This is a genomic window from Pedobacter sp. B4-66 (assembly GCF_018492665.1).
Taxonomy (GTDB): Bacteria; Bacteroidota; Bacteroidia; order Sphingobacteriales; family Sphingobacteriaceae; genus Pedobacter.
Window position 1 is genome coordinate 795258 of record NZ_JAFVME010000001.1, and the last position, 26097, is coordinate 821354.

Sequence of the window (26097 nt, forward strand, 5' to 3'; positions counted from 1 at the left end):
GTAAATTGTCCTTTTAATGGTTTTTTCTATCCATTTATTAAAATTAACCATTAGCTTTATGAGAATATGAAACAATTACCATGGCAAGAGCTGCATTTGAAGCATTAGACCCATATAATGACAATTCCTTTCTGCTTCGTGAATTCACGGAGTTTACTGCCCCATATCATTTCCATCCTGAGCATGAACTAACACTTATTGTAAAGGGTAAAGGCAATCGCTATGTTGGCAATCACATGGATGTATACAGCTCCGGCGATCTGGTTCTTATCGGTTCAAATCTTCCCCATTGCTGGAAAATAGAAAACAATCAGGAAGAAGAAAGCGATGTTGCATCTGTGGTTATTCAATTTAACAATGACTTTTTAGGTACAGATTTTCTAGCTAAACCAGAGCTTTCTCAAATACTACACCTACTTGAAAGGAGCAAGCACGGAATACAATTTTTAAACAACACCGCAGAAGAAATAACCAATCGCTTAATTCTCTTAGCTAAAGAGCAAAATTCCTTTAAGCGGCTTATAGAATTTCTAGAAATTCTATATACACTTTCAACCTCCAAAGAATACATCCTGTTAGATCAGCAAGACACAAAGGCTCAGCCATCAGGAAAAACGGAACGGATTAACACAGTTCTCGGCTACATCATCGACAATTATAAAAATGAAATCTCACTTGACCAGGCGGCAGCATTAATAAATATGACTCCAAATGCCTTTTGCAAGTACTACAAAAAAACCACAAAGAAAACCTTTATAGAAACAGTAACCGACTACCGAATAAACTACGCCATTCAACAGCTGGTAAACTCAGACAAATCTATTTCCGACATCTGCTTTGAAAATGGCTTTGGCGACCTCTCACATTTCTATAAACTATTTAAAAGAAAGATGAAGCTTAGCCCTTTAAAATATCGAAAGGAATTCAGAAAAGATGTAGCCTAATTTATCTTGCCATTAGCCGCGTCTGGATTCTGTTTTAAATAGATGCGATACAATTCAAAAAAGGTGGGAGCATCTAGTAACTCAACTTTGGGATCTGTTCTCTTTAATTCCTCAACCACTTTTACATACCAGCCAGGATCTTTTAAAATATTGCGAAACCAATGAAATGGTACGGGGCGTTTTCCTACCCTCTCCAAAATATGTTTCACCACTACCGTAGGATCATCCTCGTTAATATCATCATCTGCACGCAAAACTGGCATATTTCCATGTAAAGAAGTTAAAGGCGTTTTCTGAGGAACTATTCCATTAGGGCTAAACTTAGCATAAGCATCCAAACCCTTTTGGTTAAGGCCAGGTGCCTGACCATCAATAATAAACCCCGTGATGCTTAAATCCCACTTGTCGTAATATGGCTTGTTATGGGCAACCCAGGCATCCAACCCATCAGGCAATGCAGAAATTGGTCTGGGTTCTTGTAGCATTCCAGGCATTAAATAACCAGCTCCATTATCAGCCGCAGCAAAATAATCATTCTTTGTAGCCGATTCCCGTCTGTATTCCATTGCCATTGGCACCCGCTCTTGTAAAACCGGACTAATACACCACATCAATGGAACTTTACCTCTTTCGGGACTATCCCATAAGGTAGGCGTAGTTTGAGATACCCATGAGGATGCATCATAATCCCCAACATAAAAAACAAAGAAATTGCGCCCCTTAAAATCAACCTTTCCATCGGGAGTTAAATAACCTCTTTGCTTCAAATCTGCTTCTGTAACCCACTTTTGCTCATATTTCTTTTTAAGCGGATAATGCTGCCAGAAAGATGCATTTGCTAACGCACCAAATCCAATGGCATCCGCGTCTTTAAAAGCATTATAGGCACTGATAACAGCAGAGTATTCCCATTCTGTCGGAACATCTTCGTGGCTACCACCTGCATGTTTTGTATACTTAAAAGCCCAAGGCGGAAAGCCACCAAGGTATGCATAATCCTTCCCCTTGTTATACTGGTAAGCGGTTAGCAATAATTCTTTAAGTGTATTTAGGTCTGTCCCTGTTTTCTGAGTAAGGTCATCAGTTGCTGGTTCATCGCCCCAAGGACTGAGGTCAAAGAAAAAGCCTTTCTTACTTACAAAAAAATCGTGGTTAGTAAGCGTATGATGATTTGGCCCTGCCCCGCGAGGATTTTTCATCCATTGTTGATCAACATAATATGCGCCATACTTTGTATTGGTTTTGCCAGCTTTGGTATACTTCTCCAAAAACCATAAGTAAGCATCATTTTTTACCGAGCCAGTCGACAGACGTTTAGTCCCTGGAATATTACCAGATCCTGTAAATAACGATGATCCATTTTTATTAACCAACCATACCCGAACAGGCAATTTAGGTCCTTGCAATACTAATCGAGTATATAAACTATTTTTACCTGTATCATACCGAACAGCAATTACATCTTCCTGACCTGCAACAGAAGATGCCACATTACTAGTCGCAGCAACATTAGGATCGTAAACCACTACACCTTTAATATCTGATCGGTATGCATTAATCAATCCTACAATATCCTGATAAACAACCGTATCTCTATTGCTTAACCATTTATCTTTTTGGCGATACTTATTCCACCAATACCTATCAATATCTGCCGACCCATTTTTTATCATGTAAACATATAGCTTTGGCGATTTCCGGTTTACTATCCCTTGCAGCGTAGAAACTGCATGCACATCATCCCAAGCCGTTTTTACATCTTCAATCTTACTTAAGTCTTTATTCAAGGTATATCCCAAATCAAATACACCTATTCGATCATTTTTTAAAGATTGAGATTTTAAATAGGGGGAGAGCAGAGCAAAGCAAACAGCTAGGAATATGCCCTTGGTTAATTTAAAAGTTGTCATCAGTTGTGTGTTAATCAGTGAATATAATGAAGTAATATTAAATCCACCTCTCCAATTAAAATCAAATAAGGCATTATCTAAGAAAAGCTATATATTTATTATGAAGTCTCGTAAATATTACAATGTAATACATTTTTGACAAAGACTAAGATAGATCAACCAAAACCAAATAAACCAATATGTATGGCTAAATTCTATTCACTAATGATGTGTCTTTTTATTCTGCTTTCCTGTACTGGATCAAAAAAAGACAATACAAACGCTGTCGCTGAAAACCCACTCTTCACCCTACTTGATTCTTCCAAGACCAATATCATGTTCAACAATGTGATCAAAGAGGATTTCGACGAAAAAATGTTAGGGTTCTATCAGGGTTTTTATGCAGGTGGCGGTGTAGCTGTTGGTGATCTCAACAATGACGGATTAGATGATATTTACTTCTCAGGCAATATGAGCAGCAACAAACTCTATCGCAATATTGGCAGGATGCGGTTTGCCGACATTACTGAAACTGCAGGGGTAGGTGGGCGAGCCTCTGGATGGAGAACTGGAGTCAATATGGTTGATGTTAACGGTGACGGATATCTGGATATTTACGTATGTTATGCAGGCAGACAAGCGGGACCTGAATCAAAAAACCAGCTCTTTATTAACCAGGGATTAAACAAAGACAGCATACCGACATTTAAAGATGAGGCCGAAGCTTACGGATTGGCTGATCCATCCTACAGTACACAATCAGTCTTCTTTGATTATGACCGTGATGGTGATCTGGATCTTTTCCTTGTAAATGACAATATTAATGTACTTAGCAACCTGGATGATAGCGCAATAGAAGAATTAAAAAAACAGGACGACCCTCTTGCAAGCTCCAAACTGTTCAGGAATGACAAAGGACATTTCAAAGATGTGACCAAACAAGCCGGATTACATATGTCCACATTATCGTATGGCCTTGGCGGAGGAGTTGCTGATATCAATGGCGACGGATGGCCTGATATATACCTATCTAATGACTATGCTATTCCTGATCGAATGTACATCAACAATGGAAATGGAACATTTACAGATGAATTGCAGAACAAGCTGGATCACATTTCATTGTTTTCTATGGGTAATAGCATTACTGATGTCAATAATGATGGCTTGCAGGATATATTCACTCTTGATATGCTTCCTGAAGACAATAAACGTCAAAAGCTATTATCAGGCATGGACAACTACGAAGCATTTAACATCAATTTACGTAACGGCTTTTATTACCAATATGTACGGAATATGCTTCATATAAATAATGGCAATGGCACCTTTAGCGAGGTGGGACAGTTGGCGGGTATCTCCAATACGGATTGGAGTTGGGCACCTTTGTTTGCTGACTATGATAATGATGGCTGGAAGGATCTTTTTATAACCAATGGTTTTATGCGCGATTTCACAAACATGGATGTGCTAAAATACAACGAGAATTATATGAGAAACCTCAATGGCCAGGTAGAAGCAAAGGATTTGGTCGCCTTGCTCAGGAAAGTGCCTTCTTCTGATGTGAAAAGCTATATCTATAAAAACAACCATGACCTTACCTTTACGAATAAAGGATTTGATTGGGGAATAAATATACCATCGAACAGCAATGGTGCAGCATACAGTGACCTCGATAATGATGGAGATCTCGACATTGTAATCAATAACATGAATAAGGCAGCTTTTGTCTATCAAAACCAGGGTAGCCCATCAACACACTATCTAAAAGTAAAGCTAAAAGGTTCGGATAAAAACACCGATGGTCTTGGTGCTTTAGTAACGCTATTTAATAAAGGACAGCAGCAGTGCATAGAGCAAATGCCATCTAAAGGCTATCTGTCTAGCGTATCTCAAATTCTGCATTTTGGTTTAGGTAAAGAGAAAGTAATTGATTCCGTTAGAATCGTATGGCTTAGCGGAAAAAAACAGGTCGTCACCAATGTTGCCGCCAACAAACAATTAGTTCTTTTAGAAAGCGATGCCAAAGACACTTACCAAAGACCAAAACCATTAAAACCACTGTTCACAGAAATACCTTCGCCAATTGCATCCACACAGGTTAAAAACGACATCAATGATTATAAGCGCCAGCCCCTGCTTGTCAATGCACTATCCTTCAACGGACCATGCATGACCAAGGGAGATATAAATGGCGATGGGCTTGATGACGTATTTGTTGGTGGCGACATCAATCAACCCGGCGCATTATTTATCCAACAAAAAGGCGGGAAATTCATTAAGAATCAAAAACCATTTATAGCAGATGCAGCAAGTGAAGACACAGATGCTATATTCTTTGACGCCAATGGAGATGGTTACCCGGATCTGTATGTAGTAAGTGGAGGATATGGAAACTTTAAAGACAATGACCCATTATTTCAGGACAGGCTATATCTTAATGATGGCAAAGGTAGTTTTACCAAATCCATTAATTCTCTTCCAGAAATGTATGTGAGTAAGATCTGCGCAAGAGTAGGCGATTTTAATGGTGATGGCAAACCTGACTTATTTGTGGGCAGTCGCGTTACCCCTTCCAAATATCCTGAAGCACCAAAGAGCTTCCTCCTGATAAACGATGGAAAAGGTCACTTCACCAATCAGATTAGAAATATTGCACCAGAATTGGAGCAAATCGGTATGGTTACAGACGCTGCCGTCTTAGATCTAAATGGCGACACGAAACAAGATCTCTTAGTTGTAGGCGACTGGATGCCCATTACCTCATTTATCACTGAAGATGGTAAGCTAAAGAACAGGACAGATAAGTATTTTGACAAGCAATACAGCGGCTGGTGGAACACCCTAAAGGTTGAAGACCTGAATGGCGATGGCAAACCAGACCTTGTAGTCGGTAATCTTGGACTTAACAGTCAATGCAAAGTAAGTGACCAAGAACCGGCAGAGATGGTTTACAAAGACTTTGACGACAACGGAGCCATGGATCCTATTCTATGTTTTTACATTTTGGGTAAAAGCTATCCTTACCTAACCCGAGATGAGATTCTCGATCAAATGAGTATCATGCGCGCACGCTTCCCTAATTATAAAAGCTACTCAGAGGCTGGTATAAATGAAGTTTTCACTCCAGAAGAGCTGAAAGGTTCAAAGAGCTTAAAGGCTAATCACCTCAAAACGGCTTATTTTGAAAGTACCCGTGACGGCAAATTCAAAGAGAAACAATTGCCGATACAAGCACAGTTCGCTCCGGTCTATACTGTCACTTCTCTAGATTACGATGGAGACGGAAATAAAGACCTGCTTTTATGTGGTAATATCAATCAATCGCGCATTCGCTTTGGAAAATACGATGCCAACCATGGCGTGCTGCTAAAAGGTAATGGAAAAGGTGCCTTCAAATATGTTCCTGAATCACAAAGCGGTCTTAAGCTAAAAGGTGATGTAAGAAGTATCCTTACCATCAACAACAGATTATTCGTTGGAATTAACCAGCAGAAGTTAAGGGCATTCCAGTTTAATCAAAGTCAGCCAACACCATAACCAAAAACGCCAGCTTTCAGAGTACTATAGTACTCTGAAAGCTGGCGTTAAAGTATTAATTAACCTTATCTATTAATACTACTTACTTCAAAAACATCTTTCTAATTGCATTATTTCCCGGATCTAAAATGTAAATATTGCCATCTTTATCAATAGCCATATCATCTCTGTTACGGAACTCTGCATCCATCAGCCCTCCATCTTTATACCATCCACTAGTTGATTGGCTAGAAACTGTGCTCAAATCGTTAAGCGTCATGTTCAACTTTCTTGTTGTTTGTCTAAAACCATCAGAGAAATAGAAATTGCCTTTTCCATCATAAATAAATCCTTTTGGTGAAACCAACATCGACTGATTTTTAGGTCCATCAGAACTTCCATACTCACCATTCCCTGCCCATCCTCGCAGATTTAAACCATCCACCAAGCCAAAACGGTTAATGTAAAGATTCTCATTATCTGAATAGTACAAATAGTCACCTATAATAACAGGTCTCGACGCTTCATTACCTCCATAAAAACCTCTTACAACCGATCTCACACCAGATTTATCAACCTTTGTAAGACTATACTGAGTTTGCACATATAAATCGCCATTATCATCAATAGCCAATTTACCAGGACCATTAAGGTTTACTGCATAAGTATTCACCACACCGGCAGGTGTAATTTTACGAATGCTATTGTTTATACCATCGACAACATACAGTATATCCTGCTTATCAATTACAACCCCTGAATTATAGCTAAAATTAAAACGAGCTGCAGTACCAGTACCGTTCTGATTACCTGTTTCCCTTGTCGAACTTCCTGCAAACACCGAAATAACGCCCTCAGGTGTAATTTTTTTAATTACATGGTTACTAACTTCCATCAGAAATACATTTCCATGACTATCTACAGCAATACTTCCACCGCGTTCACGAATATCCAGACCTGTTTGATTTGGCCCACCTGCTAAAGTCATTACACCCGCACGGTTAAAATTAACCGGCGATAATGCACTTTGACCCGCGTTTACCACTTTTACCTGACCCGAGGTTAACGTTGGTGGTGTAATTACTACCAAACTCGTCGTTGATGCACTAACTACCTGTGCCATTACCCCGTTAAAGGTTACTGTATTTGCAGACGCAGTAGTATTAAACCCTGTTCCGGTAATCGTAACCTGTGTACCCGCCAAACCATTATCAGGGCTCATTTTAGAAATACCTAAGCTCTGATCTTTAAAATCCGGGCCTTGTACAATCTGATCATTTACATTCAAAATAACCTTCCCATCACCAGTTCCACCAGGAATAGTTAAGGTAATCTTAAAAGGTGTTGCGGTCAGAACAACCGTACTTTTTCCATTTATAGTTATCTTATTCTCATCTGTATGGGTACTAAAATTCAACCCTAAAATGGTCATTTCAGCGCCCAAAGGTCCGCTTAATGGCGTTACCGACTCAATTACCGGCATCGGCACAACGGTAAACACAGGTCCTGTCGCTTTTTGATCATTAATGGTAACCGATACAGGTCCGGTTTTCACATCGGCAGGCGCAACCACCACCAAATATTCTGCAGTTGCTTCTGTTACCAATGCAGGTTTACCATTAAAATCAACATAGTTACCAGCAATTACCTCATCAAAACCACCACCAGAGATTTTCACGTGCGTACCTTTTCCGCCACTTGCAGGCTTAATACCCGATATAACCTGAAACTTAAAGGTTTGTCCTGAAGCCTCTTTCCCATTTACCTTAACAGTAACTGGCCCAGTCCCAGCACTCTCAGGTACTTCGGCCACCAACAAATTATCACTGGCACTTACTACAATGGCTATTTTACCATTTATATATACCTCAGCAGGGCCCGTAGTACTACTAAAGCCTGCACCGGTAATCCGAACGTGTGTTCCGGCAGCTCCGTTTACCGGACTGATCGTTTGCACACTTAGCTCCTGATAAGTATAATTACCAACGCTGATGCTTTGCCCATTTACCTTCATCTCAATGGCTCCACTCGTTGCCGAAGCTGGTGCACGCATTACCACTGCTGTGCTAGTTGCACTTACAACATCTGCTTTTATACCAGAAAAAGTGGCCGATATTTCATCAGCTTTACTACTAAATCCTGTACCTTCTATTGTTACCAATGTGCCTTGTGCACCACTATTTGGATAATAGTCTGTAACTGCCAGAGGCACATTAACCAATTCTGACTTATCTTTTTTACAAGCACTTATCAGCAGAATAAAAAGGCTCAATATACCGAGCCACTGATGCATCCCGGTATTAAATTTTCTTGAATAACTCATATCGTATATCATTTATAGATTGATCTGTATTACTTTAAAAAGTATATCTCGCACCCAATTGCACCTGTGTTCTTGAACCATAATAGTCAATACTGTAAGGCTTGCCCGGCGATTTAAACTGGTACAACGGATATTCCCCCGGATTTTGTGATGGGGGGAACAATACCGGAGTTAAACCAACACTGGAAGTAGAATTGAAAGTATTTGGAGAGAAATACTGAACTCCCCAACTCTTATTAATCAGATTGGTAAGGTTCATTACATCAGCAGTAAACGTAATAAACTGCTTCTTACTTGCACTAACAAACAAGTCATGAGAAACATGCAAATCAGCCTGTACATTCCATGGTGTACGTCCTTCATTTCTTTCTGTAAATCCACCACGTTTACTGCTTAAATACTTATCTGCATCAATAAAACTATTAAAGGCCTCAGCCTGCTTAATGGCTGTTGCACCTGCATTATCCTGGAAATAACGAACCGCTTCTTCTCTGCGCGGGATATAGGCCAAACTTACCTGTTGCGGCGCCCCTTGTATACTGTTATTAACTACACCATAAGTAAACGGACTGCCAGATTGTGCACTCACAAACAAAGACACATTGGTTTTACCCGCCTTAGCCCACATTTTATTGTAACTAATGGTACTCACAATGCGGTTTCTGATGTCGAAATTGCTATTCGCCAACATAGGATTATTGGGTACCAGCGACTGATTCAACTGCCAGTTAGATTCCATAGAGTTACGCACGCCATTAGAAAGGTCTTTTGATTGACCATAAGTATAAGACACCGAAGCTTGCAGCTGATCAGCAATGCTTTTGCTAATACTAGCTGTTAAGCTGTAACGGTAACCTTTACTGGTATTACTAAGCAAATAAGTGTTCGAAAAACGCTGATCTACTGTTCCGCTATACACTGGCTGCTGATGATTTTTATCATACCCATAATAAGTCGGATTGTCCTGCACGTTTAACTGCTGAAACAAAACATCCTTAATATTTTTAGTATAGATCGCTTCTACCCCGAATTTCCACTGACTAGTTGTAGTATAATCCAAACCTAAGCTGGTACGCAATACCTGCGGCATCACAAAACCGTTGTCAATTAAATCGATCTGGGTTTTACCACTATTAGGATTATTGATCGTTGCTCCATTTTGCTGTATAAAATCAGCAATCCCATTTGCACCACCTGCAAGAGGATTACTGCCCGGCACAAAAGGTTTCTGATCAGCCTTCTGGTCAAAACCACCAAAGCTATCCCCATTGTTATAAAAAGCATAAGCCAACCAGGCCATAGGAATCCGTCCTGTAAAAAGTCCTGCACCGCCACGTAGAATAAGGCTTTGATCACCATTCCAATCATACCTAAAACCTACCCTTGGCGAAAGCTGTATCTTATTCAAATAATTGTTAGTAATCCTGCTCAAAGGTGTATAAGAGTAGGTGTTTCCGAAATAAGGATCGGCCATTGCAGTACGGGTCTTTTCGCTCAATTCAGGCCTATCCCCCAGATAAGCCATATCTGCTCTCAACCCCGGAATCACCTTCAGCTTTTCAGATATACGGATCTCATCCTGAAAATATAAACTGTATAAATTGATATTAAACTTAGCCCCAGGTTGCTGTTCAATATACGGACGACTGTTATTTTCGTAACTATACGCGCCACGAACACGGTAAGGATTGTTGTTCAGGTAATCTTCAATACTTAAATAATCTACCCTTCCGTTCCATGCATTTACAAAACCATAAGTGATATTATAAAACTCATTGTGAGTACCCACAGTAAGGGTATGCTTACCAATGTTCCAGTTTAAATTAGCAGTAAGCTCCAATGTACGCTGCTTCATATCAAAAATACTGGCTTCACGATCGGTACCCACGTAAATGGTAGTACCCGGTGTTCTACCGGCAATTTGTACCTGCGGCAAACTTGGATCGCCAAAAGGATCTCTCGAATCATTTACAGCAGTAAAGCCTGCCAGTAAATTACCCGATAAGCTATTGCTAAATCTACTTTTAAGTTCGGCCACTGTAGAGCTCTGGTTATTCTTTTGCAAAAAGGCCATACTGCTGAACCTGAAATCCTGCTGATCTCTATCCATATGCGAAGCCTCAGAAATGATCGTATTATTTCTAACAGCAAGCTGATGTTTATCATTGATGTTCCAGTCTAAACGGTTAAAAAACTTAGTCGACTTTGCATAAGTATTACCCCCCCCCTGAAGTTCCTGCATTAAAGAAATTTGCGGCTGTGATCTCATCCGCATCTTTAGCACTTAAAATATGGCTGGTTTCGGCAATACCCGCTACCAATTGCGAAGGATCCTGTCTATGAGTGATCTCCTCATTACTAAAGAAAAACAATTTGTCTTTTATGATGGGAAACCCAACACGAAAACCGGTTTGGTAATCATAAAAGTCGCTATTCATTTTCCCTAATGAACCTACCCTATCCTTACCCGTTATTGCAGCATTACGGCCAAAACCATATACCGAACCACTTAAGTAATTGGTTCCACTTCTGGTTACTGCATTTACAGAACCTCCCGTAAAATTACCGATCTTCACATCGTAAGGAGCTAAATAAACCTGCATGTCTTCAATTGCGTCAATGGATATTGGATTGGTCCTGGTCGAACTACCTGCCATTCCAGATGTACCCGACTGCCCTCCCAAGGAAGGACTAAACCCAATCGCATCGTTATTAATGGCACCATCAATTGTTACGTTATTGTACCTGAAGTTGGCACCACCAAAACTATTGTCTTTACTTGCCTGTGGCACTAAACGCGTAACATCAGTAATACTCCGCGACACTGTAGCCATATTACGAACCTGATCGGCACTGATGTTCTTTCCGGAGCCATAAGTACTGGCCTGAGCCCCTTTCTTTGTGGCTTTAATAGCTACTTCCGTAAGTTGCTGTGCTTGATCGCTCAAGGCAAAGTTTAAAATAACTGCCGCACCCAAACGGATAGTGATTCCCTCACGTTTATCGTTTTTCATGCTCATCATATTTGCTTCTACAGAATAAGGACCTCCAATACGAAGATTTGGCAAATAATAATGTCCATTCTTATCTGTAGCAGTTGCATATTTTGTACCTGAAGATTGATGTATAGCCGTAACAGAAGCACCCGGTAACGGTTGTCCTCCGGCATCAAGCACCATTCCATTTAAAGTACCGCTGGTTTCCTGACTTACCGCAGCAAAAGGCAGCAGCATACACAGGAGTAAAAATATTTTGTGAATTGTATTTCTAACTGTCATCTCTAAAATCTTAATTACTGTGTAATTCTCAATAGGCTTCCAATGGTATGCACCACACCGTTACCGGTAAGCACATCCTGTTTGGTTAATTGGATAACCGATGTATTCCCTGTTCCTTTCAATTCTATACCTATAAATGCACCTGCCACCTGCGGGTTGGGCTTAAGGATCACCTGAATAGATTTTCCATCAATCATGGTTTGGTCGCTACGATTAGAAGCTCCCGTACTCAACACATAATCGTACACAAACCTGCGGTCAGATAAAATATGGTAGCGCATTAAACCCTGTAAAACTGTAGGATCCATACTATTGATAGCTTCAATAGTATTCAATCCGAAGGCGACCATTGCTGCATTATTTGGTGCAAACACAGTATATGGCCCCTTGCCATTTAAAGTTTCCGTTAAACCAGAGCGTTGCAAGGCCTGATGAAACAGACTTAGATCCCTGTCTGAAGCAATAGCTTCAATAACCTTACTATGGCTGTATGGCTCCAGTACACGATCAATAACCTGGATTAACCCGTTAGATGCACTTACATTTTTTGAGACTATTTTAGACCCATTAATGGTTAAAATAGTATCGCCTTGTTTTACCCAGTGCGTTACAAAAAGTTTACCTCCGTTCGCAGATTTCACCTCCTGATTAAATAGAAAAGGTAACTTGTTAAATTCATAAACGCCGTTCAGGATATGGTAATTCATGATAGACGAAACCCTTGAGGGATCCATACTCAAAATGGCTGTAGCATTTCCAAAACCTGCATTCCTAAAAGCATCATCCGAAGGTGCAATAGCAGTATATGTACCTTCCTTGTCTGTAACTTTAGCCAACCCTGTTCTTATCAAAGCAGTATTGTAAACAGAAAGATTAAAGTTATCTGCTATAATTGCACTGATCTTATTGTTACTGGCAGTTTTAGCAACATCATCCTTTTTACAGCCGTTAAGGATCAATCCACAACTGATCAGTATAGGGAAAATGCCAAATGGCCTTATTAATATTCTATGTAAATAATTCATGTTTCTATTGATCTTTATGAGCTAATGATACCGGTCAGAATTTAAAACCCTTAGGCGGCATTAAACGGTTTACCACATGTATAGGCCCCATCAATGTGTTGATGTCTCCCTCAACAATAGTGGCAGCCGCGTTAGTGGTTGATTTGACTTTTACAGTTACTTGTCCCGCTTCGTTTTTACCAAATTCAAATGGCACGTACATAATTGGAATAGTCCCTGTATAACCAGAGGAAGTCAGCGCATAGCCCGACAACAGTTTATTGTTCAGATCATTCGAATAAAAACAATCCGGATTATCCTCTCCGGGGCCCCAACCATCCCTTTCTTTAAAAATTCTGCCCCAGCGATGCATGGTCAATAAGGTATCCGTGGCATAACCGGTACCTACCTGCTCATAGGTATCCCAATCAAAATATGGAAGAGGATTACGGTCATTCAATGCCATCAAATCATCAACCGTCTTAAATCCTGCCTGATGAAAAGCTTCATCTGTAGGGGCAAAAATAGATTTGAAGATCAAGTAATTATAGTCAATCGACAATCCTTTCGGAAATCTATCGCGTTCAACCGCTCCCATCATAGCCTCATCCCAAAGCATATCTGTTTTGGTCATAATTTCCACATACATCCCAAAACGGCCATCATCCTGTAAAGCCTCCAACATGGTTTTTTCTGGTTTTTTCAGTACATGGTCTATCGGCCAAAAAGTTCCATTTTTTGCCAAAGTAGCTGTCGCACTTCCGGTCTTTTTGCCATTGATCAGTAGATCTTTACCTAACACATTAATATATTGACGATAGAAATAAGGATCAGTCTGATACTGATTATCATATCCTTTTACTTTTATATAAGTGTTTTCCAGTAAGCTCGTACCGATCGTATTCTCTCCCCTTTCACTTAGGTCTTTAGGGCTAACGGCGGTCGATAGCGTATGGTAAAGCAGTAAGCTATCCAACAATGCCGGGCTGGTATTATTTATAACCTCCAATGTCATTCCATCAGCGATAAATGCAGCATCACTTGGCGCCAACAAGGTTATAGGTGTGTTAATGCCCCTTTTTCCCAAAATACTGGTCATATTACTACGTTTCCATGCCGCTTTAAAAAGTGTATAGGGCGAAGCCTCAAGCACTTCACTAAGCATGATCGTTAAATCTTCTGCAGGTACCTGCACACCCTCTACTTCTGGCTGAAACTCGGCTTTTCTGCAAGATGCCAACGTTATAAATAACAGGCAGATGGCAATTAATTTTATATTCATCTTATTCTTGTTATAGATCATCTAATTATTCTTTATTGCCTGCTCAGGAAGGATTAAAACACCTTGAAGATCCTGCACCAGACCATTATCCGTAAGGTTATCTATGGCTTTCTGATCCTGCCCCTTTACTGAAGTAAGAATCTCATAAGGGAAATTTTTATTGGTTCTTACCTCAATATTATAGCCGATAGATTGATCGTAAATGTTGTTGTAGTTGAACCTACCGGCAGTAATTGTCATGATATAAGTATCATTAGCTATCGGATGGTAGTAAAAGGAATCGCTGTTAATGATACTGAATACCACAAAATCCGACACAAAAAAGTGTTTCTTTCTCATCACGTAACAGCCAAACAGACGGTCGCCGATATAACTATTCACATTTAACCCAGCAATTACCTCTGCAGTCATCCCCTTCGCTTCAAATTCCTTATTTTTTGGGGCCAGTATGGTGTAAGGCCCCTCTGTTGTCAGTTCATCCCAAAATCCAAACTTCTTTAACCCGCTTATCAGGATGCTATATTCCGGCCTTGCAGACAACCAACCTTGCACAGTGGTTTTTGCAGTAGATTTCATTACCCTATCTAATACATGTAAAGTACCATTGGCTAGCGTTACATCTTTTCTGCTGGCAAGAGAACCATTAAAATATAGGGTATTGTTGTTATCTCTACTAACAGTTGAGGCATACAGTTCAGTACCAGCCATTGTACGGTAACGCACATCTATCCCATTAAAAGGAATATCCTTTAGCATTATCCGTTCATTTAAAATATGGCGCTGCACCAAAAACTTTAAAGTATCCGGATTCATTTTATCAAAATCACTTGGGCGGTTTATCCCAATGATATTAAAGGCAGCGTTGCTGGGAGCCAGGATTGTAAATGGCCCCGTACTGTTTAATTCAGCTCCTATTCCTGTTTTTTCTATTGCCGCAGCAAATAAGCTGAGGTCGTAATTATTCTTTACAAAGTCGAAGCCAGGTCTGAAATTGTCATTCGCCTTATCAATATGCAGATCATCGTGCTTACAAGAATTTAAAGCCAGTAACCATAACGCCGACAAGAGGTAAAGGTATTTCTTTAATGATTTGTATTTCATTGTTCTAATTGTTGGATTAAACCATTAGTAAATTGGGGGCGCATATTTACGCTGAATGGTACTGAGATAAACATTTCCGTTTACAATCTCGATGGTATTTACCGTAGCAAACGACCGCGGATTATATGTACCTGAGTGGATATTTACAAGCATATTAGGCAGTACAACCTCATTCCATCGCCTGTAATCCGTAAATGGAGTTAAACAATTTATAGAAGCCCAGTTTCCATCCGTTTCATTTACAGTCGGACCATAAGGAATGTTTCTAATGTCCATTCCAGGTGCCAGAAAATCAAACCGCTGCCACATGTCAGTAAAAATACCTCCGGCACTTGCATCGGCAAACAATGGAAAACTGTAATACGGGCTAACTTCTAACACATCAGAGTTTCTGGTTAAATTGCCCAGGTATTTCCCGTTGTAACCGGTTAATTTCGGCATAGAAACAGTCCTGTTTTTATACAGGGTTACAAAAATGTTCATCTGGTCTTTAATGCCATTTCCCATGGCACCTTTTCCATAAACATTCCCTCCTTTTGCGTTGTTATCTGCCTGCCAGTACCCCTTGGCACTCATGTTATAGAAGTTAACATAAACCGAGGAATCCGATAATGGCAGTTTGTGAAAGTTCTCTTTCCTAAGGTAAATGCCATTCCTTTTTGTCAGGTAATCTTTCTGCAATACATGCAGCGTATACACTTCCTTGCTATCTAACACCATAGTGGTATCAATCAGAAAACTCTTTTTCAGCTTAGGATCCAGGTTAAAAAATGGAACTGTATTTTTTGGGCGGAACATGAACACAATACGGTGCTTACCTGATGGAATCTGTGCCCAGCTGCTTAAATCGAAACCGTTTAAAACAGGCCCTACCAGTACATTTTCTCTACCCGGATACTCTGGGTTGTTTACGCTAGTGCCACTCCCGATATGAGATGGATAAGGTGGTGCATAAGGATCGCGCTGATCAAGAAAATCTCCTTTAATCTTAGCGCTGACAGGCATACCGCCCTGATCCATTTCAGGATCAATCAGCATAGTCAAAAAAGGTAGCATTTCATCCTTATTATCGATCCCGATCTTATAATTCAGGTTGTTAAAAACCCTTAAATAAGCAGGATCATCAATTTTTTTATACTCTACCTTTGAACAGCCCGTTGCAAACCACAACAGAGCGATAGCAGCATAAAATGTGATATTCTTAGTTCTTAATAGTAACATAATTCTGGTTCTTTTATTTGGTGTGTTTCAGAATAATCATCTTTGCTTTTTGACCCGCAGGGGCTGATACGCTGGTGCTTCCAACCAAAGCGATGGTATAAATACCAGGCTCATGATTAGGTAAACCGCCTCTTACATATAATTCAGGTCTGGCAATAAGTTGCTGCCCTGTTAAAACCGGTATATCACTTGCCCAACTTCCCGGAACTATGCCCGGTGTAGAACGGAAGGCCATAATTTTATATGGAATGTTATCCATATCAATCTGTATATAGGGTGCTTCGGTGGTAAAAACACCAGGAGTAAGGTTATTTACCGCAGCCGGATTCTTATTAAAACTATGGAGAAAAGATTGCCCATTATCCTTTGTAAATGTTACATATGGTAAATCCGGACAAAGGTTAAGAAAACGGATACTGAAAGGATAGTCAAGCTTATTGCGAAGATAGGTAGCATCATCAGTTGCCGTAGTACCCGGAATTACCCTGCTTAAATCATTAGCTACCGCACTAATGGTTGCCTTACCACCGGCATCAGGATGAAGCCATAAAGTAAAGTTGGTATTAGGATCCAGCTTCAGCTGACTGCTTGCCAATACATTTCCAGAAGCATCTTTAGCTTCAATGTTATAATTACCTGTTATGTAACTCTGATAATCGGTATGCTCCGTGTATGCCAACCCATTACCCAATGCATTTCCGTTCATGGTAATTTTAATCCCATTTGTACCTACCAGGGTATTTACAGCCTGCACTCTTGCATAAGTAACATTCAGCGGTTCACTGATGTCGTTCATAATCGTGATGGCATTTTGATAATCCGAAACATACTCGCCAGGATTACCAATTAAATAAGGGATATTAAAATTGTACGGTGCAATAATAATGGTGTAAATCCCTCCCGGAGCAAAACTTTTAAAAGCAGTAAAAGTTAAGCGTGTATCTTCAGGTGGCCAGCTACGAACAGAACTAAGGGTTGATGTTGAAGGAAGAATTGGCAATCTGGTAGTACCGGGCACTTGGATTCCACCGGGGGTTAACACCTTTAACTGTGCTGTAGTATAAGGCACTTCGATGTAATCAGAATACTGCCCCGGCAAAATGTTATTCGTCTTACCACTTACTGGTGTACCATCAGCCCAGGCAAGACTCATTGGCCCTACCAGATTTTCCATGCTGTTTACCTGAATAGTGGATGAAAGATTGAGTACCCGTACTTTGAATTTAGTAGGATCTGATGGAGCAGAAACCGCACGAGGAATTTTTAGATATTTAGGTTGCCCACCCACAACACGCTCAGTAGCCAACAGATAATAATCCATAGCCTGCGCTGCATTTTCCTCAAGATCAATTGTCAGTTTATCAGCCGGAGCATTATAACCTCCAATTTCGGTAAAAAAGCGAGCCTTCCCGTTTTTCAATAGCGACTGAGGGATGTTCCAGGTTGAACCCAGTTTACCACCATTTTCAGGAAAATATTTAGTACCAGACACTACCGCGGATATTGGATCCGTTGGCAAAAGATATCTTTTATTGGTCAGCGTATCACCATCCATTACCACCTGCCCATAGCCACCCAAGTTTACAATACGTAGTGATGAACTTTTGCGGGCATCCGTAATTAGCCTATTATCATATTCAAAATCATGCTTTTCCTTTTTACAGGAACCCAGCCCCAGCAATATCAAAAACCCAAGGAATAATGGCAATTGCTGAATGTATTTCGTTAATTTCTTCATCTTTAATACAAATTATAAGTGAACCCCATCATAAATTCTCCACCACGTTTATAGCTACGGTTCAGGTATTTATTCCCATACCATTTACCACCGGTACCAGGATTGGCGTATACGGTTTCAATAGCAGGATTCAATAGGTTTTTAGCATATCCCTTAAAAATTACGCGCTTAGTTAAACGCTGACTGAACACAAAATCTAGCATAGGTACCGGACGGGTATACAGATCCGGTTCTCCGGTTAAATTAATCTGTATCAAACGCTCTCCTACCATGTTAAATGTTCCGGTAAGGCTGGTACCCGATTTCTTGTTATCGTAATTTATCCAACCGTTAATAGAGAAGGGTGCCTGCTCAAACAAAGGACTATTATCAGGCGTATGCCTGTCCAGCGATCTGTTGGCTTCCAATCTTTCAGGTGATTTTTTAATATCACTTTGTGCCAGTAAAAGGTTAGTTCCTGCAAAGAAGTTGCGGAGTGGATCCCAGATTTTGCCCAGATCTTTTACAATCTCAAACTCTACTCCCCACACCTTACCAACGTTCGGATCATTTTCAAATCTGATGGTCGGATATTCAGGATATGTTGCCGCTAAACCACTGGTTTTTAAGCTAAACACTTTATACAACTGGTTTTCAATTCGCTTACCAAATAAGGATACAGCGATAACCTCTCCACTATTAGGGAACCATTCCCACCTAAAATCTAAGTTTTGGGTGTTCTGATTGATTAGCTTAGGATTACCAACAACCAGTCCCATTTGGAAAGCATCAAATTCAAATACATTGGTGATCTCCCTTAATTCAGGTCTGGCCAGTGTAGTATTAAACCCTGCTCTAAAATTCATATTTTCCTTAAGGTTATAGGTAGTATTTAAGGAATAATAAGGCTTATAACCTGGTTTGTAAACCGAGTTAGGGCTCATTAAAGTAAGTGGGATATTGGTGCCCGGAGCTGTTAAAGCAGGATCAAGGAAAACGCCTGATGTATCTACTGCCGATTGGATATTGGTAGATTCGAAGCGAATACCCCCCGTTAACCTTAAATCTTTAGTCACTTTTAAATCCAACATGGCATAAGCCGCCTTGGTCTCAAAAAATCCGGTATAATTGTTTGGAGATTTCTGGCTATTGTATAAAAACCCTCCAACCGGACTCGCACCTTCGCCCATACCTGCTGTTGGTGCATGGATGCCGATAATCTCATTACTCACCAAACGATCCAGATTTCCTGAAACCGTATACAATGGCAACGACTTGTTTGAAGAAAAATTAGAGCCCGGTAAGAACAGCACATTCTCTGTAAATACACGATCGCGGTTCAGGTAATTAACCCCGGTTTTAAACTCCTGCTTTTGTCCGAATAATTTAAATGGCACAGATAAATCTGCCTTATAGTTGTAATTGGTCTCGTCCAGATTTCTGTAACGACGACCGTTTGGCTCAGCCTGAATAATTCCATAAGCACCAAAGCCATTAACATAACCAGAAGAAAGTGCATATAAATGCGTACTGAATACCTGATCAGGATTGGTATTACCATTGCCGGTTGTAGGTCTATCAAAATACCCACCATTACGCGGCGTATAATCTGCCAGCGTTACAAAACGGTAATCAGGATCATTCTGACCAGCCTTAGAAGAAGAAATGTTGTAACTTAACTTAGGCGAGTAGTCTGATTCCAGAAACTTATGCTCGCCCTGAAGGTTAAAGGTATTTAATGTACGATAACTCTGTTTTAAAGAATATATAGTACTTTTTACATCTCCAGGTAAACTGGTATATTGATAAGCACCATACATATTGGTGGCTTGCGTTTCGCCTCCCCAGCTACCCAGGTATTGCATACTGATTTCATTTCGGGCATCGAAGCGATAAGTTAAACCACCTAAAACACCATAATTAAGCGTTTCGTTACCGGTATTTTCCTTATAGGTTTGGTACCTACCCATGTACAGGTTGTTCGGAGTAATATAGTTAGGGATGTTTCTTGGACTGCTTACCTGCGGATTTCCGGTTACCACACCCTGATAGATACTATATTGCTGTATTTCACCACCAGAAATATCTGTAGTACGACGATAATAGTTACCACCCGCTATAACTCCTAGTTTATGCTTTTTAAATAACGTGTAGCTGTTACCAAAAGTGGCAGAATACAACTGGTTTAAAGGAGCCTGTTTATACCTTGTAGTTAGCACAGGATCAAAACCTTGCATAATCCCGTTAATACGACCAACTTCCTGCTTTACTGCAGGGCTATAACCACTGTTCGAGATCATATTCTGGATCTGGTTTAGTCCACCTTTATATTGTGTAGCCAGATTTAAGAAATCGGCAGACAAGTTCTTTTTATTGATCTTATCGCCCAAAAAGCCCATATCACTGTTATAGAAACTATTATACTGACCACCTATCCCGATATTCGAATTAAAGCCTGATTGAATAATTACATTAACCACCATGCTATCGGGCACAGATTTAGTTTTTAATTCAACAATACCTGCCGCAGCATCTGCCGGTTTATCAGGAGTAACTGTTTTATAAATAGTAACGTTATCTAAAAGAGATGCCGGCACCAAATCGAAAGGAATAGAGCTTCTATCCGGGTCAGACGAAGCCAAACGCACACCGTTTAACTGACCAACAACACTCCTATCACCCAAACCGCGGATGGCTACATATTTATCATCAGTAACAGTTACCCCCGGCACTCTTTGCAAGGCCTGTGTGGTGGTGATACTTGCAGTACGCTCTATCTGAACTGCAGAAATAGCATCCTGTACAATGGCCGCTTTTTTACGTTCATCGAGCACTGCAACCTCTGTATTTGTCTTTCTACGCGCCTGAACAGTTACCTCTCCCAATTGAGTAGAAGACGATTTCATTAAGATTTTCAGTTCCTTAGTATTGGCATCTACCTTAATCTCTAAGCTCTGATAACCAATATAAGAGATCACAAGTGTTGCTCCACCCTCAGGTACGGTAATGCGAAACTTACCATTCGTATCTGTAGATGCACCGCCACCCATTGTTTTAATGCGAATACCTACACCAATCAATGTTTCGCCGGTTTTCTCATCCACAATTGTTCCTAAAATGATGATGGGCACAGGTTTTTTGGTAATTACAACATAACCCTCTATTACTTTATATTCCAGGTTAGTATTAGTTAAAACTTTAGCCAATGCATCTGCCACAGTAATTTCTGCAGCATCTAAGCTTATTTTTTTTGTGATTTTACTTAACAAGCTTACCTGTGCATTGATCTGTATGTTCGATTGTTTTTCTATCGTACTCAAACAATTCTCGACACTTGCATTTTCTAGCTTAAGCTTAATTTTCTGATTCAAATTCTGACTGCGAACAGAACTGGCACACAACATTCCAACGAATGTGAGGTTGACAGCGATCAGAAGGAACGAGCATTTCATAAAGAAATAAATTTTATCTGTTACCAGATTGTTATTAGCCACCTCGCTAAACTTCTTTCTGATGATAATAGCACCTTTTAGTAACATGCTAATAAATCGAAAAGAAGAACGCAGATGTAATCCTTTTTGCATATTTTTGATCATTACGGGTTTTCGCCTATGGCGTATATCTGTTAATATTTATCGCTGGGCTGATGCGTCTTCGAAAACAACCAGTCCTTTGATGATTTTTGCGTCCTCCTTTACGGGAGGGCGTTTCTTTTTTAAAGTCTAAGTATTACATATCTTTTCCTTTCCAATTAATTAATAGTAATGTGATTGCCTTGAATATTATATTTGAACTGTCCCGATACACTTAGAATTTTCATCAGTGTATTGATTGGCACATTTGCAGTCAGATTAACTTTCATCAGTTTTAAAGCTGTTTTTTTATCGCTAAAACTAATATCCACGTCATACCATCGCTCCAAAATGTGGGCTATTTCAGATAAAGGAACCTGATTAAACACCAACCGTCCGTCCTTCCAACTACTGATATCAGTAACCACAGCGTTGCCTAAAGTTCTTAAATGGTTGGTTTCATTCCAGGTTACAGTTTGGCCGGGTATTAAAACCGCTATTGATTCTGTTTTGCCTGCGGTATGTCTATCTACCCTAACTTTACCCGTACTTACAGAAACCGTAACCGGCTTACTCAGAAATGCCTCTACTTTAAAAGAAGTACCTAGTACTTTGGTGGTGATTATTCCGGTAAGAATAATAAAAGGTTTCTTTGGATTTTTAGTAACCTCAAAAAAGGCTTCACCCTCTAATTTTATTTCTCTGGTGTTGCCACTAAATTTTTCGGCATAACGCAATTTGCTATCGGGGCCAAGATAAACCGTTGAACTATCGGGAAGGGTGATGATGGTTCTACGCCCGTTACCATTATGCTTTTCTACATAAACTATACTGGTTTGCTCCTGAGTTTTTTTATTGGTAACAACCCATAGCCCGGCTCCAATAAACAATACAGCTAAGATTGCTGCATATTGCCAGTTGGCAATTCTTTTTATAAAGGGAGTGCGAATAGGTACAACAACCGTTTCTGTATTTAAAGACTCCTGATTAATCCGTTGGTGTATTTTATTTTTCCAGTTGGTATTTTGTGCTGAATTAGAGACTACGTTATCTGCTTTAATTTTATCAGCCCATTGCTCATTCCATACTTCATCAAATATTTGTTGCGCGTTTTCCTGCTTAAGAAAATCACGCACCAATTCTAATTCTTTATCATCACAGTCACCATCAAGATATTTTTTGATGAGCGCCTTATCTACTTTTAAATTCATTATTTCTATCCTTCAATTACAAGACACAACTTGTATAGGGATAGGGTGAGTGGAAATGAAAATAAATTAAATAAAGAAAATTAGCACTAGAAACATGGTGATATCAATATGCTCTTTCAGACCTTCTCTAAGATGTTTAAGAGATACAAGCATTTGAGTCTTTATGGTATTTACAGAAAGATTCATACTTTCAGCAATCTGAGGGTAAGTCATTTGCTCCTCTCTGCTTAGCTTAAATATCTTTCGTCGTTGTGGGCTCAGCTGATTCAGTTTTAACTGATAAACTTGTTCAAGCTCTTTGTAATGAAGTTCATGATCGGCAGATTTATCCGTTGTAGCATGTTGCTCTGGAAGCAATTCTATATCGGTAGTTACCAATTCCTTTTTGCGGATGAAATTGAACAGTACATTTTTCATTGCACTAAACAGGTAAACACTTACCTCCCCATTTATTTGTAGTTCGTTTCTCTTTTTCCAGATGTTGAACATCAAATCCATAACCAACTCTTCGGCTACAGCTGTATTTTTAACATAAGTAACTGAGAAATTGTAAAGAACACCAAAATACCGTTCAAATAACTGATCGTATGCTTTAATGTTATCCTCTCGGCATTTTTGAAGCAATATTTGATCTGATAATGTGGTGTAATCTTTAATCATTCGTGGAACAAATAAATCTGACAGCAAAAGTACCGGCCAAAACATACACCTACATTACCGCAATATTAACATATAGTAAAGAATACCTAATGGAATTATGACAAACAAAAAGAGGCAACCCTTTATCAATTAAGGACTGCCTCTTCATCTAAAAAAAGCTGATTATTAATCTTTCACGGCAAATGCACCAGGCTTATAATCTCCTGCCGGAGTGCGAAAAGCAATATTGATACGATTGTAACTGTTAATAGTAGTGATTGCTAATGTTAAATCAATCAATTCCTCTTCTGTGAACTGTTGTGATGCCTGGTTGTATACTTCATCAGAAACATCACCTCCTGATATTTTTGTTACCGCCTCTGCCCATGCCAGTGCCGCACGCTCACGATCTGTATATAACGGTGCATCTCTCCATGCATCCAACACAAACAAACGCTGTTCGGTTTCTCCTTTTACACGAAGATCTTTTGAGTGCATATCTAAACAAAAAGCACAACCATTAATTTGCGATACCCTGAAATAAATTAAGTTTAAAAGTTTTTGTTCTACTGGCGATTTAGAAAGATAAATTCCTAAACCATACATGGCTTTCATTGCGTTTTGGCCTTTTACGAAGGCATTGATTCTTTGTCCCATTTTCATTTTATTCTAAACTGTGATACAATATTTATTTTATACTGTAATGAAGATTGAGATCTCAGAAATAGGACACAAATGGGAAAATATTTTTAAAAAGAACGATTATCTAAAATAGATTACTCCCATCAAAATTGTTTCGGTTTCAGTTTTTGGGCAGCGAGTTCTGCAATTTCCGTAATTCTTTTTTGTCTGGTTTCTGGTCGTTTGGCAAGCACAAGCCATTGCAAAATGCTTTTCCTGACAGACCGACTTAAACTTAAAAAGAAATCCATTGACCCTTCTTTAGTTTCGAATTCTTTTTCAAGGTCTTCGGGTATTATTAATTCTTCTACATCGTCCAAAATCGCCCACGAGCCGTTCTGCTTTGCAATTTCAATGCTTTCGTGGCCTGCTTGTGCAAAAAGTCCTGCATCAATTAACCGTTGAACCTTCGCTTTGTTTATCTTAGACCAAACACTATTTGGTTTTCGCTTGCAGAAAAACTGTATAAATTTATGATCATCAACTGCCCTTCTTGTACTGTCTATCCAGCCAAAGCAAAGTGCTTCATCAACAGCATCAGTATAAGTTATTGAAGCCACATTAGACTTCTTTTTATAATAAAGAACCCAAATGGATTGCTTTGATCTATGATTTTCTTCTAACCATTGTCGCCACTCTTGTAAACTTGCGGGGCAAAAGGTTTCTATTTCATTTTTCTCCATTGCTGTTTCTAGTGAATAAAGGTATTTGTGATAATTATTTCTCCTTTATTGTGATGAGGTATTACAAATTTTTCATTGTTGCGTTTATTAGTACTTACCGACGCGCCTTTTATGTCTTGTTCTATCTTAATTTCTGTTACCAACCCGCTTTTCTTATCAATTTTACTATTGGAGTTCTTGGTGCCAGAAAGCTTAATCCGAATATTAACTTTCTCAGCCATGTCATCGCCACTGTTCATCGCTACATGAGATTTTCCAGTAATCTCGTATGCTGATTCTGTAATTTTATTAAGTGTGTAAACTGCTTCAATTTTTGGCTCCATTAGGCTATTTCCCCCTTTGCGGTTAGCATCCCAACTATCCCCCTGTCTTACTGGCCGTTTAGGATATAAGCACATCAATATTTCAGCATTTGACTTGATCCCTCTATCGCCATAACTATTCAACGCTTGAAATATCATACCTGGTTTGGACTCTCTTGGAATCCCTGGCATTGTTGTAATCAAATCTCTCAACATAGAATCTGCACCCATCGTTTCAATAACGCGGCCTCTGTTTGACATCTTAATCTGATAAGATTTACCTTTTAAAGCATCAAGTACCCGCATCATAGGACTGTTATTCAAAGTGCTGGAATCAACATTAGAGATCATTTTAGTTGATTTGGACTCGTAATCGACTTTGTTTGATATAGACTGGTAAGTTACCTTAAGTGTATAAATGCTATCCTTCAGATCGACCACCTCGAATTTTTGTACTGCATCAAAAGTACTTATGCCCGGAATTTCAGTCCCCATCATATTTATGGCGACAGAGATTCTAGAAAAAGTATGCTGGGTATAACTTTGACCTTTTGTGAGTTTAATCAGTATGTTTTCAGGTTTAGCCTTACAGGCTAATAAACCGGTAACTACGAGAAACAGCAATAGGATTTTTTTCATAGAGCTTTACACTGGTTGTTAATTTATCCTGTTAAGATAATGAAAATTGTTTTATACTGCCTTACCCTTATCTATGCTTGGGATTCAATTTT

The 26097-nt window shown here is 39.5% G+C and carries 15 protein-coding genes and 1 pseudogene; 2 read left to right on the forward strand and 14 right to left on the reverse strand.

What is annotated here, in order from left to right; all coding sequences use genetic code 11:
• Positions 1-80 precede the first annotated feature (80 nt).
• A complete protein-coding gene (locus tag J1905_RS03275) occupies positions 81-944 on the forward strand; it encodes an AraC family transcriptional regulator (RefSeq protein ID WP_214225803.1) in 864 nt (287 codons plus the stop codon).
• Here J1905_RS03275 and J1905_RS03280 read toward each other — a convergent pair.
• The gene (locus tag J1905_RS03280) at positions 941-2854 is read right to left on the reverse strand and encodes a GxGYxYP domain-containing protein (protein ID WP_214225804.1); all 1914 of its coding nucleotides are present in this window, start codon (positions 2852-2854) and stop codon (positions 941-943) included. The two genes, J1905_RS03275 and J1905_RS03280, sit on opposite strands and share 4 nt — an antisense overlap.
• A gap of 183 nt (positions 2855-3037) precedes the next feature.
• Here J1905_RS03280 and J1905_RS03285 point away from each other — a divergent pair, with 183 nt between their 5' ends.
• Entirely contained in the window at positions 3038-6373 is a 3336-nt protein-coding gene (locus J1905_RS03285; RefSeq protein ID WP_214225805.1) for a VCBS repeat-containing protein, read from the forward strand.
• Positions 6374-6455: 82 nt separating this feature from the next.
• Here J1905_RS03285 and J1905_RS03290 read toward each other — a convergent pair whose 3' ends face one another.
• The 13 genes and pseudogenes from J1905_RS03290 to J1905_RS03350 all read right to left on the reverse strand — a co-directional run bounded on the left by J1905_RS03290 (position 6456) and on the right by J1905_RS03350 (position 26005).
• Positions 6456-8675 carry an IPT/TIG domain-containing protein gene (locus J1905_RS03290; protein ID WP_214225806.1) on the reverse strand — a complete coding sequence of 740 codons (2220 nt, stop codon included), beginning with the start codon at positions 8673-8675 and terminating at the stop codon, positions 6456-6458.
• 34 nt (positions 8676-8709) lie between these two features.
• Positions 8710-11953, reverse strand: a pseudogene (locus tag J1905_RS03295) (TonB-dependent receptor).
• 14 nt (positions 11954-11967) lie between these two features.
• Positions 11968-12978 carry a fasciclin domain-containing protein gene (locus J1905_RS03300; protein WP_250317975.1) on the reverse strand — a complete coding sequence of 337 codons (1011 nt, stop codon included), beginning with the start codon at positions 12976-12978 and terminating at the stop codon, positions 11968-11970.
• Between the two features lie 34 nt (positions 12979-13012).
• On the reverse strand, positions 13013-14239 hold the full coding sequence (locus J1905_RS03305; protein WP_214225807.1) for a fasciclin domain-containing protein: 1227 nt from the start codon (positions 14237-14239) through the stop codon (positions 13013-13015).
• 21 nt (positions 14240-14260) lie between these two features.
• On the reverse strand, positions 14261-15340 hold the full coding sequence (locus J1905_RS03310; protein ID WP_214225808.1) for a fasciclin domain-containing protein: 1080 nt from the start codon (positions 15338-15340) through the stop codon (positions 14261-14263).
• 24 nt (positions 15341-15364) lie between these two features.
• Positions 15365-16561 (reverse strand): hypothetical protein, encoded by a 1197-nt coding sequence (locus J1905_RS03315; RefSeq protein WP_214225809.1) that lies wholly within the window; start codon positions 16559-16561, stop codon positions 15365-15367.
• Positions 16562-16574: 13 nt separating this feature from the next.
• On the reverse strand, positions 16575-18299 hold the full coding sequence (locus tag J1905_RS03320; RefSeq protein WP_214225810.1) for a DUF4397 domain-containing protein: 1725 nt from the start codon (positions 18297-18299) through the stop codon (positions 16575-16577).
• Between the two features lie 2 nt (positions 18300-18301).
• Entirely contained in the window at positions 18302-21862 is a 3561-nt protein-coding gene (locus tag J1905_RS03325; RefSeq protein ID WP_250317976.1) for a carboxypeptidase-like regulatory domain-containing protein, read from the reverse strand.
• Between the two features lie 167 nt (positions 21863-22029).
• Entirely contained in the window at positions 22030-23061 is a 1032-nt protein-coding gene (locus J1905_RS03330) for a FecR family protein (protein ID WP_214225811.1), read from the reverse strand.
• A gap of 66 nt (positions 23062-23127) precedes the next feature.
• Positions 23128-23721: an RNA polymerase sigma-70 factor gene (locus J1905_RS03335; RefSeq protein ID WP_214225812.1), complete on the reverse strand. Its 594-nt coding sequence runs from the start codon at positions 23719-23721 to the stop codon at positions 23128-23130.
• A 165-nt stretch (positions 23722-23886) separates the two neighbouring features.
• Positions 23887-24357 carry a carboxymuconolactone decarboxylase family protein gene (locus tag J1905_RS03340; RefSeq protein WP_214225813.1) on the reverse strand — a complete coding sequence of 157 codons (471 nt, stop codon included), beginning with the start codon at positions 24355-24357 and terminating at the stop codon, positions 23887-23889.
• A gap of 128 nt (positions 24358-24485) precedes the next feature.
• The gene (locus tag J1905_RS03345; RefSeq protein WP_214225814.1) at positions 24486-25064 is read right to left on the reverse strand and encodes a YdeI/OmpD-associated family protein; all 579 of its coding nucleotides are present in this window, start codon (positions 25062-25064) and stop codon (positions 24486-24488) included.
• An 8-nt stretch (positions 25065-25072) separates the two neighbouring features.
• Complete coding sequence (locus tag J1905_RS03350) at positions 25073-26005, reverse strand: DUF6263 family protein (protein ID WP_214225815.1); 933 nt, start codon at positions 26003-26005, stop codon at positions 25073-25075.
• Between the last annotated feature and the right edge of the window lie 92 nt (positions 26006-26097).